This window comes from Bacteroidia bacterium (assembly GCA_041391665.1).
Taxonomy (GTDB): domain Bacteria; phylum Bacteroidota; class Bacteroidia; order J057; family J057; genus JAGQVA01.
Window position 1 is genome coordinate 1677520 of the sequence record JAWKNO010000001.1, and the last position, 13334, is coordinate 1690853.

The 13334-nt window shown below is 44.0% G+C and carries 11 protein-coding genes; 5 read left to right on the forward strand and 6 right to left on the reverse strand.

Annotation, left to right across the window (positions count from 1 at the left end; all coding sequences use genetic code 11):
• Positions 1–43: 43 nt before the first annotated feature.
• The 4 genes from R3D00_07110 to R3D00_07125 all read left to right on the forward strand — a co-directional run bounded on the left by R3D00_07110 (position 44) and on the right by R3D00_07125 (position 7505).
• The gene (locus tag R3D00_07110; protein MEZ4772933.1) at positions 44–1063 is read left to right on the forward strand and encodes a FecR domain-containing protein; all 1020 of its coding nucleotides are present in this window, start codon (positions 44–46) and stop codon (positions 1061–1063) included.
• Positions 1064–1127: 64 nt separating this feature from the next.
• On the forward strand, positions 1128–4487 hold the full coding sequence (locus R3D00_07115) for a SusC/RagA family TonB-linked outer membrane protein (GenBank protein ID MEZ4772934.1): 3360 nt from the start codon (positions 1128–1130) through the stop codon (positions 4485–4487).
• 12 nt (positions 4488–4499) lie between these two features.
• The gene (locus R3D00_07120; protein MEZ4772935.1) at positions 4500–6212 is read left to right on the forward strand and encodes a RagB/SusD family nutrient uptake outer membrane protein; all 1713 of its coding nucleotides are present in this window, start codon (positions 4500–4502) and stop codon (positions 6210–6212) included.
• A gap of 27 nt (positions 6213–6239) precedes the next feature.
• A complete protein-coding gene (locus tag R3D00_07125) occupies positions 6240–7505 on the forward strand; it encodes a polysaccharide pyruvyl transferase family protein (protein ID MEZ4772936.1) in 1266 nt (421 codons plus the stop codon).
• 18 nt (positions 7506–7523) lie between these two features.
• Here the strand turns inward: R3D00_07125 and R3D00_07130 are convergent, their stop codons facing one another.
• The 4 genes from R3D00_07130 to R3D00_07145 form a co-directional block, all read right to left on the reverse strand.
• Positions 7524–8462: an alpha/beta hydrolase-fold protein gene (locus R3D00_07130; GenBank protein ID MEZ4772937.1), complete on the reverse strand. Its 939-nt coding sequence runs from the start codon at positions 8460–8462 to the stop codon at positions 7524–7526.
• Positions 8463–8520: 58 nt separating this feature from the next.
• A complete protein-coding gene (locus R3D00_07135) occupies positions 8521–8928 on the reverse strand; it encodes a hypothetical protein (GenBank protein ID MEZ4772938.1) in 408 nt (135 codons plus the stop codon).
• Positions 8929–8966: 38 nt separating this feature from the next.
• Positions 8967–9443 carry an SRPBCC domain-containing protein gene (locus R3D00_07140; protein ID MEZ4772939.1) on the reverse strand — a complete coding sequence of 159 codons (477 nt, stop codon included), beginning with the start codon at positions 9441–9443 and terminating at the stop codon, positions 8967–8969.
• A 70-nt stretch (positions 9444–9513) separates the two neighbouring features.
• Positions 9514–10317, reverse strand: a complete 804-nt coding sequence (locus R3D00_07145; GenBank protein ID MEZ4772940.1) for an RNA polymerase sigma factor — start codon at positions 10315–10317, stop codon at positions 9514–9516.
• Between the two features lie 108 nt (positions 10318–10425).
• Here R3D00_07145 and R3D00_07150 point away from each other — a divergent pair, with 108 nt between their 5' ends.
• Positions 10426–11517: a hypothetical protein gene (locus tag R3D00_07150; protein MEZ4772941.1), complete on the forward strand. Its 1092-nt coding sequence runs from the start codon at positions 10426–10428 to the stop codon at positions 11515–11517.
• Positions 11518–11520: 3 nt separating this feature from the next.
• Here the strand turns inward: R3D00_07150 and R3D00_07155 are convergent, their stop codons facing one another.
• Both R3D00_07155 and R3D00_07160 read right to left on the reverse strand, forming a co-directional pair.
• Positions 11521–12261 (reverse strand): NYN domain-containing protein, encoded by a 741-nt coding sequence (locus R3D00_07155; protein ID MEZ4772942.1) that lies wholly within the window; start codon positions 12259–12261, stop codon positions 11521–11523.
• Positions 12262–12326: 65 nt separating this feature from the next.
• Entirely contained in the window at positions 12327–13322 is a 996-nt protein-coding gene (locus tag R3D00_07160) for a GRP family sugar transporter (GenBank protein ID MEZ4772943.1), read from the reverse strand.
• Between the last annotated feature and the right edge of the window lie 12 nt (positions 13323–13334).

The window sequence follows — 13334 nt, forward strand, 5'->3', positions numbered from 1 at the left end:
CTGATTTTCTCATCTACCTAATAAACACCCTTAAACTTCACCCATGGATGTCGAAAAATATGCCTCCTATTCAGTGGAAGATTATCTCGAAGATCAGGATTTTCGACACTGGGTTGCTTTAGCAGAACTTGAAGAAAATGAGCGGTGGCAGGCTGTTTTTAGTCATTATCCGGATCAGAAAGTTATCGCTGACCAGGCCAGGTTGTTATTGTTGGAAATGAAACAATATTTTCAGCCTGATGACATGGCGAACAAGCCACTGAATCAAATATTTATAGAAAGCCTGAAACTTGAGGTAAGCCATCAGCAGGATGCCGTAATTGTAAAGATGCAGCGTCGTATTTTCCTGAAGCGATTGACACTTGCCGCATCTGTTGTGTTGTTGCTGGGTTTTTTCTCATGGATGTGGTTGGGGAACTGGGGGCAGGGCATGGAAAAAATCGCAACCGGCTATGGAGAGTGGAAGAAATTTTCCTTGCCGGATGGATCGGAAGTAAACCTTAACGCACATTCAGAGATCAGTTTTGCCAGCGAATGGACCCCGGGATCAGATCGTAAAGTATGGCTGAAAGGCGAAGCATTTTTTTCAGTGGTCAAGGACTCCAGGAGGGCAAAATTTACGGTTTTTACAGATGACCTTGCGGTTGAGGTGTTAGGCACTTCTTTTAATGTTTTGAGCAGGGGAGACCAGACAGAAGTTTTTTTGCAGGAAGGAAAAGTAAGGCTGGAAATGGGATCTGAAGAACAACTGCTGGCCCCGGGCGAATTTATTTCCTATTCTTCCCCTAAAAAGGCGATTACAGAATTCAAAAAATCTTCTTCGGAATTGCACATAGCCTGGAAGGATGGGGCATTAATCCTAAAGGACAAAACCGTAGCGGAAATATTTGCCAAGATGGAAGAGATTTATGGCTATGAGGTAAATGTCAACAATCCTGCATTGCTCAACGTTCGGAAAACAATCGCCATACCTATGGATAGAATAGAACTCGCCATCCCGATACTCGAAAAGCTATTGGGAGTTGAGATACGATTGGAAGATGACCAGCTAATGGTCAGATAAAGAAAACCGGATCAATCTGCGAAATTGCTCCGGCTAAAGTTGTTCAAATATAAAATGCGAATCTATGAACTTAACTAGTTACTACCAACTTTTTAGGTGTAGTGTGTTGGTCTTGTTGTTGTGGGGGAGCATAATCCTTCCGGCTTCAGCCAATGACGAAACACCTTTTCAGGAGCGACCGCTTGTCGAAATTCTGAAAGATTTTTCGGAAAGATATGAGGTTCTCTTTTCCTACGACTCCAAATCTCTTGAAACGATCAGGGTTGACTTCGAATTTTCTGCCACTGAAAATCTTGAGTCGGCCATTAAACGTTTGCTAAGTCCGATCAATTTTGGCTATGAGTCATTTGGCGACAAGTACTATGTGATTTACGAGAAAAGTGAATCCGGGAAAAAATCCTTCAAAAAAATCAGCAAGTACATCGACAAGATCCAAAAGCTCGAACAAGGTGGGAATCTCAGCCTTCAACCCCAAAAAGTGAGCGCAGTAAATCAACTGAAATCTGTTGCATCATCTGCAATTAAACTTCGAATAGAGATTTCTGTAAATGGTACGATTACCAATGAGGCAGGAGAACCATTGGCCGGTGCAACTGTGATTGCAAAAGACACCCGGCAGGGAACACTTACTGACGATGCGGGCCGTTTCCAACTGACAGTTCCCGAAACTGTTACCACGCTGGTGATTTCCTATATTGGTTATACAACTCAGGAGGTACAAATTGCCGGGCGAAATACCATAGATGTTGTCATGGCGGAATCAGGCAGTTCATTGGATGAAGTGGTCTTGGTTGGATATGGTTCGGCAAGAAAAAAAGATCTTACAGGAGCAGTGGCCCGGGTAGATCTGGAGAAAACCCGTTTGCAACCCAATGCAAATCCTGTACAAAGTCTCCGGGGTACAGTAGCAGGAGTAACCGTGATTGACAACGGTCGTCCGGGGTCAGATGCTTCCATTCTGATCAGAGGCAGAAACTCTATCTCAGCCAACAACAATCCACTGATTGTGTTGGATGGAATTATTTATGCCGGTGGTCGTTTGTCGGATATCAATCCCAATGATATTGAGTCGATTGATATTCTGAAAGATGCGAGCTCTTCTGCCATTTTTGGTTCTCAGGCTGCAAATGGCGTTATCCTTATCACTACCAAAAAAGGTACAACAACCAAACCTACCATTTCCCTTAACAGCTATTATGGGTTGTCGGATTACGCCCATACACCCGATTATCTGGATGCCGAACAATACCTGGCCGTGAGGAAAGATGCGGAGCTGGCAGACAACGGACCTTTGCCTTTTCAGGCATTGGAGGAAGCCAATATTGCTGCAGGTATCAGTATTGACCCATTTGAGGCAATCAAAAGGAGAGCACCTATTTCGAGCAATGAGTTAAGCGTATCCGGACGTACCGAAAAAGTTACCTACTACTATTCCGGTTCCTATACCACAGCAAAATCTCCGGTTCAAGGCGACAATTTTAGTCGTGTTGCAGGGCGGATCAATCTGGAAATGAACATTACAGACTGGCTGAAAATCGGAACCAATAGCGGCTATAATGTAAATGATTTATCTGGAAACAGAGCTAGTTTGTTACATGCAACTTATCTGAGCCCATACGGTAATTTGTACTACGACGATGGGGTGCCCCGCCCTTTGCCAATGGATATCGGGCTGGTAAATAATCCGCTTTCCAGTACTTTGCTCAACGAAAACTTAAACATTTCCAAAACCCTTTTTACCAATACTTATACTGAGATTCAATTGCCTATATCGGGGTTGTCTTATCGGTTAAATCTGGGTTATACCCAAAGGAATGAAAAACTGTACAATTACAGACCTTCATTTAACCGCGAACAATTTTTTAACCTGGGAAGTGGAAGTAAGTATAATTATGAATCGCAAAACGTAACACTGGAAAACATTGTGCGGTATGACAAGGTGTTTGGCCTGCATCATGCTTTTAATGCCACATTCCTGTATGGTTCCTATATCTTTAAGGATGAAAGCTCTTCTTTAAGCAGTAACAATATTTTCAATGATGCATTGGGTTACAATGCCCTGGAAATCGGCGAAAATTTTGCCATCTCAACAGGTGCTGGAGAAAGCCAGCAGGTGTCGACTATGGGACGACTGGGTTATCGTTACAAAGGAAAATATATAGTGGACTTCACCGTGCGCCGTGATGGTTATTCTGCTTTTGGGCCTGGCAGAAAGTATGGGGTATTTCCAGCTGTGGGTCTGAGCTGGAATATTTCAGAGGAAGATTTTCTGGCCGATATAGAGCAAATCAATAACCTGAAGATCCGCGCTTCGTGGGGTAAAAATGGAAATCAGGGTGTGAGCCGATACTCTTCTTTGAGTAATGTCAGTCAGACCTATTATGTATTCGGAGACAATAATGCACCTTCTGTCGGTCTTTATAGTTCTTCACTCGGCAATCCTAATCTGGGATGGGAAACAACTACCAGTGCAAATATTGGCGCAGATATCGCAGTTTTTTCAAGCCGCATCATGGCATCTGTTGAATATTATCAGAGTCATACCAAAGATCTGCTGCTGACACAACGGATTCCTAACACCTCCGGGTTTGAAACTTTTCTGAGAAATATCGGAGAAACCGAAAACAGGGGACTTGAGCTCTCCCTTACCACTGTCAATATTCAAAAGAATGATTTCCGGTGGAGCACAAGTGTTGCCTTTTCCCTCAATAGGAATAAGATCGTAAAGCTGACCGGCAATGACCTGAATGAAGATGGCGTGGAAGATGATGATATTGCCAGTAACTGGTTTATCGGTTATCCTTTGGGTTCCAATTTTGATTATGTATTTGATGGTATTTTTCAGGATGGAGATGATTTATCCTTAATACCCGGTGCAAAACCCGGTCATGTAAAATTTAAAGACCTGAATGAAGATGGACTTATCACACCGGCAGACAGAACCATCGTAAATACCAGCCAGGCAAATTTTCTTGCAGGCATTACAAATAGCTTCTCTTACAGAGGTTTCTCGCTGATGATTTTGTTTAATATGCGCCAGGGAGGTTTTAGCCCAAATTCAAGTATTAATCCGGGTACCAACTTCTATGATCTTGCCAATGTACTTGATGTTCCCTACTGGACACCCGAAAACCCAATCAATACAAATGCTGCGATCAACTATCGCAATCCCCTTGGGTACAGGTTTTATCAAAGCACAAGCTTCATCCGTTTGCAGGATGTTTCCCTTTCTTATGATCTGCCAGATGCGTTCCTCAACCCGCTAAAAATGAAAAGTGTGAGGATTTATATAAGTGGTAAAAACCTCATGACCTGGACGGAATGGAATGGTTGGGATCCCGAATTTGGTGTAGGCGGAAGAGACCCCGGAAACAATGGGCCTTTGATGAAGTCGGTTACCGCAGGTTTGAATATTCAACTTTAACAGCATCATCTTATGGAAAAATATATAATTTTTAAGTCATACACGGAAAAAGTATTCTTTCTTATCGGGATGGTTTGTTTCTCCCAGTTATTTATCAGTTGTAATGAGTCTTTTCTCGATGAGGTTCCGCTGGACCGTTTTAGTCCTGAAAATCTTCTTGTAGATGAGGCCGGATTTAATACAGCAGTAGTCGCCCTCTACCAGGCTGCCAGGGAAGAGCATGCCATTGGAGGTGTCAACTTTGACTATATGAATCTCGGCACAGATATCGTCGAGTGGGGGCGTCCGGATGGAAGAGGTTTCAAAGATTACACTTTGCTGAATTCTCAGTTTGACCCCGTGGTCGGATATTGGGATTGGGCTTACAAAAGTATGGTCCGGCAGTGTAATTTTATCCTTGACAATATCAATAAGCCTGAAGTCAAAATTGAAGAATCTCAACGCGCATATATTGCCGCTCAGGCAAAATTTTTCAGAGGTTACACCTACAATGTTTTAGCCGTTTTGTATGGCGGTGTGCCCATTGTTGATTTTCAGATAACCGAACCCAAGTTTGACTATCAGCGGGCAACGAAAGAAGAAGTGTTACGCTTTGCTATAAATGATCTGGAAGCTGCCGCAGCTGATTTGCCGGTAGTTGAAAACGTATCAGATGGCCGTATTTATAAAGCTGCTGCCTATCATCTACTGGCAGAAGTTTATATTAGTCTGGCAATGGAAACAGGTGATGTTTCTTTTTATGATAAATCCATTGCTGCTGCCAACAAGGTCATTAATGGCGAAGCCGGCCAATACCAGTTGATGACAGAGCGTTTTGGTGACCTCAGTCGGCCCGGTGATGTATTCTCCGATTTATTTTGGGGCAATCAACAAAATCGTTCTTCCGGCAACCTTGAAGTCATTTTCGCCTGGCAATTTGAAAGTTTTACGCTGGGTGGTGGTATTGGCAACGGAGAGGGTAACATCAACCCGCGATGGTGGGCGCCTGAGCAGGATCGTATTCGCACACCAAATGGTGTGATCAATCTTCGGTCAGACAGTTTGCAGAGAGGAATTGGTGTAAATTCACCGACCAACTATTTTAAATACGATGTCTGGAAACTGGATCCCAATGACATGAGAAATTCCAAATACAATATCCGCCGGGAGTTTTATTACAACAACCCGGAAGATCCGGAGTATTTTGGTAAAAAAATACTGACAGGGCGGGACAGCAATGGGAAACTGGTGGTGGCACTGGAAGATGGTACTCTCACAACCCAGATTCTGGATACTTTGCGGATGTACTATCCATGGATCAGGAAAATTGATGGTATTCCTTTTAACGATGACCCTGTAAGCGGAAGATCAGGAAATGATATTATCAGGATTCGCCTGGCCGAAACTTATTTGCTGCGTGCTGAAGCCTTTCTCCGTAAAGGAGATTTGCAAAGCGCCGCAGATGATATCAATATCCTAAGAAACCGTGCCGCAGCGATTCCTGTTTCTTCCGGAGAGATAGATATCGACTTCTTACTGGACGAGCGTGCCCGGGAATTAATCGTCGAAGAACCCCGGAGAAGGACATTGCAAAGAATGGGTTTATTGTATGAAAGGGTGAAAAAATACAATCCGCCTTCAGGAAATACTATTCAACCCCACAATGAGCTGTGGCCGATACCGCAAAAGTTTATTGATTCAAATACCGGTGCTGCCATTCAGCAAAACCCCGGCTACCCCCAATAACTTCTTATCACAAAACCAACCATTGTTATGAACCGCAGAAATTTTATAAAAGATACAGGGCTTTATTCCATGGGATCGCTGCTGATTCCTTTTGTGATGCAAGGTTGCTCAAAGCCTGATCCTACGCTTTTAGTCATCTCCGGGTGGCAGGATGTGAACATTGGCGACATTGCCCATACACCGGGTCTTCTACATATCCTTGAAACCTTCCTGCCAGAAGCAAATATTATCCTGTGGAAAAAAAGTGCAGGTGAAGAGGTGAAAAAATTGCTGAATGAAAGTTTTCCCAAGGTGAAAATTATCTTCGGAGAGGTAGATCAGGAAAAAAATGTCGATAGCCCTGAGGTACTTGCCGCCTTCGATTCCGCTGACCTGATGATCCATGGTTCCGGTCCGTCTGTGGTGGGCCAGGTAAACCTTGAAGCATGGGTAAAACATAGTAATAAACCCTTCGGCATATTTGGTACTACAATCCAGACAATTAATGATAACCTGAAGGTTTTGCTGCAAAAGGCATCATTTATCTATACCCGGGAAACCGCCTCTATAAAAGCATTGGAAGAAGCCGGAATTACAGGTGAACATATCTCATTTGCCCCCGATGCGACCTTCTTTTTAAACCTGCATGATGAGGCAAAAGCACAACAGTTTCTCCAGGAACATGGGCTGGAAGAAAAAAAAATCATCTGCGCGATTCCCCGGCTGAGATATACACCCTATCACAAGATCAGAAAAGTCGATTGGACGGAGGAGCGTATCCAAATGGTAGAAAGCGTCAATGCAGAGACCAAAGAAAAAGACCACGCTAAACTTAGAGAGGCGATGATCACATGGGTAAGGGAAACGGGTAACAAAGTGCTTATCTGCCCGGAAATGACCTATCAGGTTGATATTATGGATGAATTGCTGTTAGATCCGCTGCCTGAAGATGTAAAACCGTTTGTAGTAAAAAGAGGGTATTGGATGCCTGATGAAGCGGCTTCTGTCTATTTACATGCCCATACAGTGCTGAGTTGTGAGTGTCATTCTCCGATTATGGCTATCGCCAACGGTACGCCTGCCTTTTACCTCCGGCAACCCACTGATACGATCAAGGGGCAAATGTACTATGACCTAAACCTATCTGACTGGGTTTTTGAAATTGACGAGACAGAAGGGAAACAAATATCAGACACCTTAATGGCTGTATATAATGATTATGATTCCGCAAAACTGACGGTAAAAAAAGTTAACGAACGGATAGGTGGTATCTATTCTAATGCTGTGGAGGTGGCAAAAGAAGCGATAGGATAAACGAAAATCATCCCAGTTTCATTTCCCCAACAAAAACGTAACCGGTAATTCAAACCTTTTTCTCCAGGCATTTTCGGAGTGGTCATCTCCCTGAAATTTCAGGGTTTGCCAGTTGAGTGTGTCATACCCGTGGTGCTGCATCAAAGTGTCTATCCGCAGCTGGAAGGGCTCGTACATAGCGTCAAGGGTTTCTGTCCCGTAGTCAAAATAGATTTTATGTGTGGCAGGATCTGGTAAATGCGCACGCATGTAATCGGCAAATGCCTGGGGAACGGGGTTGTTTTCCGCTACAAAAAAACCCGGCCAATGGGTTGACAAACACGCCGCCCCGCCAAATATGTCGGGATATTCGCAGATTGCATACATGGAGATCAGTCCGCCCATGCTCGACCCTGCGATAAAGGTGTTTGCTCTGTCTGCATAAGTGGCGTACGTACTGTCGATATGAGGCTTTAACTCTGTCGTCAGAAATTTTAGATACAGGTCTGAATACACCTCCGCAGCAAACAAAGGCGTTTCTCCATTTCGTTTTGCCTCATGAAGCAATGAATCGCGAAATGCAACCGGAAGGCTTTCAAATGGCTTTTGCGGGAAATATTCGGAATGTCTCAGACTGCCGCCATTCCAGACACCCACCACAATGCACGGCATGATTTTTTGTTCCGCAATCAACCGGCTGATGGTTTCGTCCACTCCCCATTCCTGTTGGTTCCAGGTGGTGCCTGCGTCGTACAACATTTGCCCATCGTGCATATAGAGAACCGCATACTTTTCTGCCGGGTTATAGCCTTCAGGCAGCCATATATCTACATTCCGGGCGGGAATATATTGGGAGGGGAAGTTCTCCAGCCGCTCGATCTTTCCGGCAGAAGGGACAGGCAGGTTGGTCTGTACGCTTTTTTCAGCACATCCAATGAAGAGAAAAGAGGCCAAAAGGGGAAATAGAAATACTTTCATGGATTCGGTTTCTGTTCCGCCAAAATATCTTCTTTCCCCCAATAAAAAAACTTCGCGGCTACTTCGCCCGCATCTTATTGCCTCTGGCGTCATGGGTTACTTCAGCAAGACCGAGTGCTTCCATCAGCGGGGGAATGTACATGCCAAATCGTCCTCGAAGGCCTTTTTTCATCCCGTACCAGCCGCCGACAGGGTTAGCTTCCGAGCGGCCCCAGGCCTCAACAGTTCCTTCCTTAGCGTGTTTTTGCTCATCAGCGCTGCCGAGCTCCATCCAGTCTCCATGGGCTTTGAGCATGGCGTGGAGGTCTTCCAGGCAGTTGATATTGTAAAACAAAACGGTTTTGCCTACGGTACAGACCAGGATTTCCTGGCCGTCTTTTTCCTCCACATGCATCGTGTAGTCGGAGGTTAATGGCGGCGTTTTGAGCTGAATTGGCTGTGTTTTGGTTCCGATTTTATGTTTCATTGTAGTGATTTTTAGATTCTTGTACAGGTAGAAATGTTTTATTTTGTAGCGGCAATCGTTTCAGTCTCTTTTTTCAGATCAGCGGCAAATTGCTCAAATGACTGGTCAAAAGACGGAATATATTTGGCATACAAGGGAAACATCGGGCTGCCGATCTTTTCGACCATGGAGAATGTAACCATTCCATTTGCCTGGGTAGCCAGGGTGTAAATGCGGTTTCCCTGACCATCTCCCCAAACCAGTCGTTTTTCTGGCTCCAGTTCTTTAATCTTCAGCTTAAAAGTGCGTTTAGGATCGAGCGTTGACTTCAGCTTTATTTTCTCTCCTTTTTTGATATTGCCTTCTATCGAAATCACAGTAGAATTCCACCTCGGGAAATCACTGGCATTTGTCAGCAATGACCAAATAATCGCCGGATCGGCTTTGATGTTGATGCTGATAGTGGTTTCCCGACTAAAAGTTTTTTTTATGGTTACAGCCTTAGCAGTGTGTTTTGTAGTGTTGGATGTTGACATAGTTTTTAGAATTAGTATCAGATTTTTTTATTTCTGAATCTTTGACGCAACAGCCCAACAAAACGATAGGCTAAATTTCACTTTTTTCTAAAAATTTTTCCATCACCTGCCGGTTGTGAGCCAGATGATGAAGTTGTAGCTCCGCAGCACCCGATTCAAAAGGGTCGATACCCTGAATGATTTTCATTCGCAGATCAAAAAGATGCTCCTTGTCTGTGTTGTCAGCTTCTCTGGCCATATCAATTTTGACGAGTTCTTCCTGTGTTTTTTGTTTGGGGTTAAATATTCCATTCAACTCCGAACATTGATGGCAAACGCCTTCCTTGTTGATCAGCGCACATCGCCCATCAAATATCCCGATCATTTTCGTCCTTCCCGTATGCAGGTAGTATTTCACCATTGCTTCCGAAATATCCACAATCCGGGCAATTTCACTCACCTTAAATTCATATACCTCTTTGAGATACAGGCAGATTTGTTGTTCTAGCGGTAATGATTTGGATATACAGGTAAAACAAAAAGTGATATGCTCTTTGATTTCGAATGCGCCCTGCGGCGAAGTCATCCGGATATTCATCGCCTCCTGGAAAAACTCCCGGTTGGCCATGGCCGCTTCTTTGCAAATGTCTGTTACATTTTCCGGCCAGCGTTTTTTTGCGCGGAGATTGTCCTTGGCGAGGTTGGAAGCAATGGCAAAAATCCACGTTTTGAGGGTAGAATCTCCCCGGAAGCTGCCGAGTTTTTCTGATGCTTTTAAAAAAGTATCCTGAACAATATCGTCAGTATCTTCCACACTAGCCGTAATCCGTAGGATATAGGCACGGAGTTGACCGCGGATCGTGGTGAATTCGTTGGCGAGGGTTTCGTTTGTCATGTTGTCTTATGGCTTTTCATGATTCGCTCTTGGCAATATTGGGGAGAAATTTCATATTTTTTTGCAATATTCACTGATCTGTTTTTTAGACCTAAAAAAGCAAACTCCATGAATACTTTACACGCCTATTGCCACAGATTATTATTTACCGCATTGGCCCTAACACTTATTGCTGGTTGTGGCAAAAAAAATGAGCCAACGGATGTTGTCCCCGAAATTGCTGAGTGGAAAAAACATCCAGACTTCATTTCTTTTGTACAAAGATCATTGAATCTGATTGCAATTGAAGATGAACTTATGGTTTATGGCGAAAATGCATGTTCTGTTATTAGCCCCAATAATGAGGCAGCTCACTATTTTTCTTCAACAACGGGAGTCCAATATAAGTTTCCGGCATCTGGTATTTTGAGATTTTTGAGTAGTGATAATAGCTCGTCAATGGTTATCGAGACCTGGTGTGGAAGTCAACCGTCTTTGTTTTTCTATGATTTTGCGACCGATACTATTCCTTCTCAGATTCTTCTGACCCGGTATTTTCAGGGACGCGCCAGTTCGGTCGGATTTGACGGCAAGTTTACCTTTCTGGTACCAGCAAAAAGCAGCGACCTAAATCATCCTTTATTCTATTGGGTGACCATAGACACAACTCAATATTCGGGTGGAAGCTTCCGGATTACTTCTGGAAAAGTTACCCCGGTTGTCTTTACAGATGTTGTAGTACAGAATATGGAACTAGTAAATATCGAATACCTGAATGGTTATTTCTGGGTTTCGTTTTATGATCGCAGCATGCCTGGATACGAATGGACATATCGTCTGCACCCTGATCATGGCTATCTTAAAGTGGCTGATTTGGGCTTTAATGAGCTGTTTAGCTACAACGGGCAAATGTATGGTACGCGTCAGACATACCTGTATGAAGCGTCTCCGGATGGTATGGGATGGGTAAAAAAACAGACATTCTCAGATGCAGTTGTGAGCCAACTTTCTTATCAGGAGGTTTTGGGCGAAATCTACTTTTATGGAAACCAATTTATAGGAAAACTTCAATGGAATAGCGGTAATACAATGGAACTCATTCCCTTCCAAAATCCGGGACTGGAAGATAACTACATCACAGCAATTGAACATTTTCAGGGAAAATTGTATGTCTCTACTTATGCAGGGCTATTTTGGCTGGAAATAGATCAATTGAAATAACGTTTACTCCTTATTCCTCACATAAATCAGTTTCACATTTCCCTTCTGGTTTTCGCGCTGGTCAATTTCAAATTTGTTGACAGACTTAATGAGCGGCGTTAGTTTCTGGTAGCCATAATTTCGGGAGTCGAAGTTGGGTTGTTTTTTCTGCAAAAGGTTGCCCACGTCTCCCAGAAATGCCCAGCCCTCGTCGTCGGCGAGGTCGGAAATCGTCGCGGCGATCAGTTTGATCACCTTGGGTGTGATTTTGTCCACACCGCTTTTTCCGCCGGTTTTTTCCTTCGAAACGGCTGACTCGGTTTTAGGAGATTGGTTTTCGAGGATTTCGAGGTAGATAAATTTGTCGCAGGCTACGATAAACGGATCAGGCGTTTTTTTCTCCCCGATTCCATATACTTTCATGCCTGCTTCCCGCAATCGGGTCGCCAGCCGGGTAAAGTCGCTGTCGCTCGATACCAGACAAAATCCGTTGACTTTCTCCGAATAGAGGATATCCATTGCGTCGATAATCATCGCCGAGTCGGTGGCATTTTTGCCTGTGGTGTAGGAATACTGCTGAATGGGCGTAATCGCATTCTCCAGGAGCAGGTTTTTCCATTTGCCGAGATTGGGTTTGGTCCAGTCTCCGTATATGCGTTTGATGGTCGGATTTCCGTATTTGGCGATTTCCTCCATCATTTCTTTTATATAAGCCGAGGGAATATTATCCCCATCAATTAATACCGCAAGTTTTATCTCTTCCATTGGGGCCTTGTATGTAGGTGTACAATTTAGTAAAACTTCGGCACTATACGCCTGAATTGTACTCCTTATCTGGCAACTATGATCAATGCCAGCCCCAAAACATATAGAAGCAGCATGACATTGAGTACTTTTCCTGTTCCTGCCGGCGCTTCTTTAAATTCTTTCCAGATAAAAATACCCCAGCACGCTGCAACAATGGTAGCTCCCTGTCCCAGTCCGTAGGAAATAGCCGGGCCGGCTTTGTCAGATGCCAAAATACTGAAAGACATCCCGATGCACCAGATAATACCACCCAAAATGCCCATCAAATGATCTTTTCTGCTGCCCTCAAAATAATTTTGAAAGGACAAAGGCGCTCCGGATATGGGCTTTTTCATCAGCCAGGTATTGAAAATAAAATTGCTTAACAAAATGCCTGCGGAGAAAACAAAAACTGCAGAATATGGGCTTAATTTTCCGGGTATTGGTTGCGAAAAATCGGGAAACATGGAATTGGCGACATATTTATAAAAAAGACCCATGAGCGCACCTGCTACCAAAGATAGAATCAAACCCCGGGAGGGTACGCGATTTTGGGTACTGGCCAGTTTGCGATAGGCGTAGGCGTTGAGGAGGATTGCGATCGTGATAAGTCCTACTCCGCCAAATAACAACACGGCATTTCCCACAGGCGCATCCAAATAATTGACGATCACCCCAATGACCAGTGCCAGTCCAATTCCAACGGGAAAAGCTACCGACATACCCGCTATGGCAATCGCCGCTACCAATAAGATATTGGCAAGATTAAAGAGAACTCCGCCCGCTATGGCTGAAAACACACTGGACGAATCTGCTTGTGCCAGGTCGTCAAAAAAAGGTCGCCCCTGTGTGCCAACCGAACCTGCACTGATACCCATGAGCAGCGCAAAAAGGATAATACCCAATACATAATCCCAGTAAAACAGCTCAAAACGCCAGTTCGATCCGGCTAATTTTTGAGTATTGGCCCATGATCCCCATGCCAGCATCGTGATGACACAGAAACCTACAGCCAGAGGATAAGATTCCAGAATAAACATACCATGAAGATA

Bases quoted from the DNA above. Each gene is read 5' to 3' on its own strand.
- R3D00_07125 (MEZ4772936.1), top strand. From the start codon at position 6,240: ATGAACCGCAGAAATTTTATAAAAGATACAGGGCTTTATTCCATGGGA.
- R3D00_07140 (MEZ4772939.1), bottom strand. From the start codon at position 9,443: ATGTCAACATCCAACACTACAAAACACACTGCTAAGGCTGTAACCATA.
- R3D00_07130 (MEZ4772937.1), bottom strand. From the start codon at position 8,462: ATGAAAGTATTTCTATTTCCCCTTTTGGCCTCTTTTCTCTTCATTGGA.
- R3D00_07145 (MEZ4772940.1), bottom strand. From the start codon at position 10,317: ATGACAAACGAAACCCTCGCCAACGAATTCACCACGATCCGCGGTCAA.
- R3D00_07135 (MEZ4772938.1), bottom strand. From the start codon at position 8,928: ATGAAACATAAAATCGGAACCAAAACACAGCCAATTCAGCTCAAAACG.
- R3D00_07150 (MEZ4772941.1), top strand. From the start codon at position 10,426: ATGAATACTTTACACGCCTATTGCCACAGATTATTATTTACCGCATTG.
- R3D00_07120 (MEZ4772935.1), top strand. From the start codon at position 4,500: ATGGAAAAATATATAATTTTTAAGTCATACACGGAAAAAGTATTCTTT.
- R3D00_07155 (MEZ4772942.1), bottom strand. From the start codon at position 12,261: ATGGAAGAGATAAAACTTGCGGTATTAATTGATGGGGATAATATTCCC.
- R3D00_07110 (MEZ4772933.1), top strand. From the start codon at position 44: ATGGATGTCGAAAAATATGCCTCCTATTCAGTGGAAGATTATCTCGAA.
- R3D00_07160 (MEZ4772943.1), bottom strand. From the start codon at position 13,322: ATGTTTATTCTGGAATCTTATCCTCTGGCTGTAGGTTTCTGTGTCATC.
- R3D00_07115 (MEZ4772934.1), top strand. From the start codon at position 1,128: ATGAACTTAACTAGTTACTACCAACTTTTTAGGTGTAGTGTGTTGGTC.